The following is a 1,112-nucleotide window of genomic DNA, read 5'->3' as shown; positions in this document are numbered from 1 at the left end:
GGCGGCGGCAAAAACTGAGTGCAACACCTGACCTTTCCGGTACGGTGCTGCCCTATGTCTTATTCCGAACTCAGCGTTGAAGAGCGTGCCACCATTCAAGTTAGTCATGCCCAAGGCCTCAGCTTGCGCAGGATTGCCTGCTTGATCAACCGATCCCCTTCGACGGTCAGCCGAGAGATGCGCCGCAATCGAGATGCAGCTGGCAGCTACTCGGCCCGCGTGGCTCAGCAGCGGATGAAGGTCCGCCGCCAGGCTTGTCGGCCCATGCGAAAGCTGCTGCCAGGTAGTGAGCGCTTTGAACTGGTGATCCATATGCTGCGCCAGCGTTTGTCTCCCGAGCAGATTGCCGGCAAGCTGCGCAGTATGAACATACCCAGTCTTAGAGATGCCTACGTCTGTCGCGAGACGATCTACAACGCGATCTATGCCCTGCCCGTCGGTGAGCTGCGCAAAGAGTTGATCCTTTGTTTGCGCCAAGGCAAGACGACACGTAGACCACGCCTTGGCGGTGTGGATCGGCGCGGGCAGATTCCAGAGATGGTCAGCATTCACTTGCGCCCGCCGGAAGTTGAAGACCGACTGATGCCGGGGCATTGGGAAGGCGACCTTATTAAGGGTAAGGCTAACGCCTCGTCTGTAGGTACGCTGGTGGAGCGCACTAGTGGCTACCTGATGCTGGTGAAGATGAACGACGCGACGGCGACCTCGGCAATGGAGGGCTTCAGCGCCGCCCTCAATAACATGCCGCTGGCGATGCGCAAGAGCATGACCTACGACCAGGGCCGGGAAATGGCACAGCACGCCGAGATCACCCAGAGAACCGGTGTGGCGATCTACTTCTGTGACCCGCACAGCCCTTGGCAGCGCGGCAGCAACGAAAACATTAATGGCCTGATCCGCCAGTACCTGCCCAAGGGCACTGACTTGTCGGTACATAGCCAAGAAGAACTGGATGCCATTGCGTTTCAACTGAACATGCGTCCACGTAAGCGCTTCGATTTCAAATGTCCTATCGAAGTCATGAGCGAAGTGATGCAGAAAGCCTTGGCTATGCAATATGATGCTCCTGCGTCAATTCAATAACCGTGTTGCACTCAGCTCCTGCAACCGCC

Annotated in this window: 1 protein-coding gene; it reads left to right on the top strand. The window is 57.4% G+C overall.

The features are described 5' to 3' along the window. Window positions 1-54: 54 nt before the first annotated feature. Complete coding sequence (locus C1949_RS19215; RefSeq protein WP_057392730.1) at window positions 55-1,083, top strand: IS30-like element ISPsp4 family transposase; 1,029 nt, start codon at window positions 55-57, stop codon at window positions 1,081-1,083. Window positions 1,084-1,112 lie beyond the last annotated feature (29 nt).

It is taken from the genome of Halopseudomonas oceani (genome assembly GCF_002903165.1).
GTDB classification, from domain to species: Bacteria; Pseudomonadota; Gammaproteobacteria; order Pseudomonadales; family Pseudomonadaceae; genus Halopseudomonas; species Halopseudomonas oceani.
The sequence above is the reverse complement of the archived record's forward strand: the minus strand, read 5'-3'. Positions and strand labels throughout refer to the sequence as shown.

What these genes read in the sequence shown, in the direction of transcription:
- C1949_RS19215 (WP_057392730.1), top strand. Translation starts at nt 55, where the DNA reads ATGTCTTATTCCGAACTCAGCGTTGAAGAGCGTGCCACCATTCAAGTT.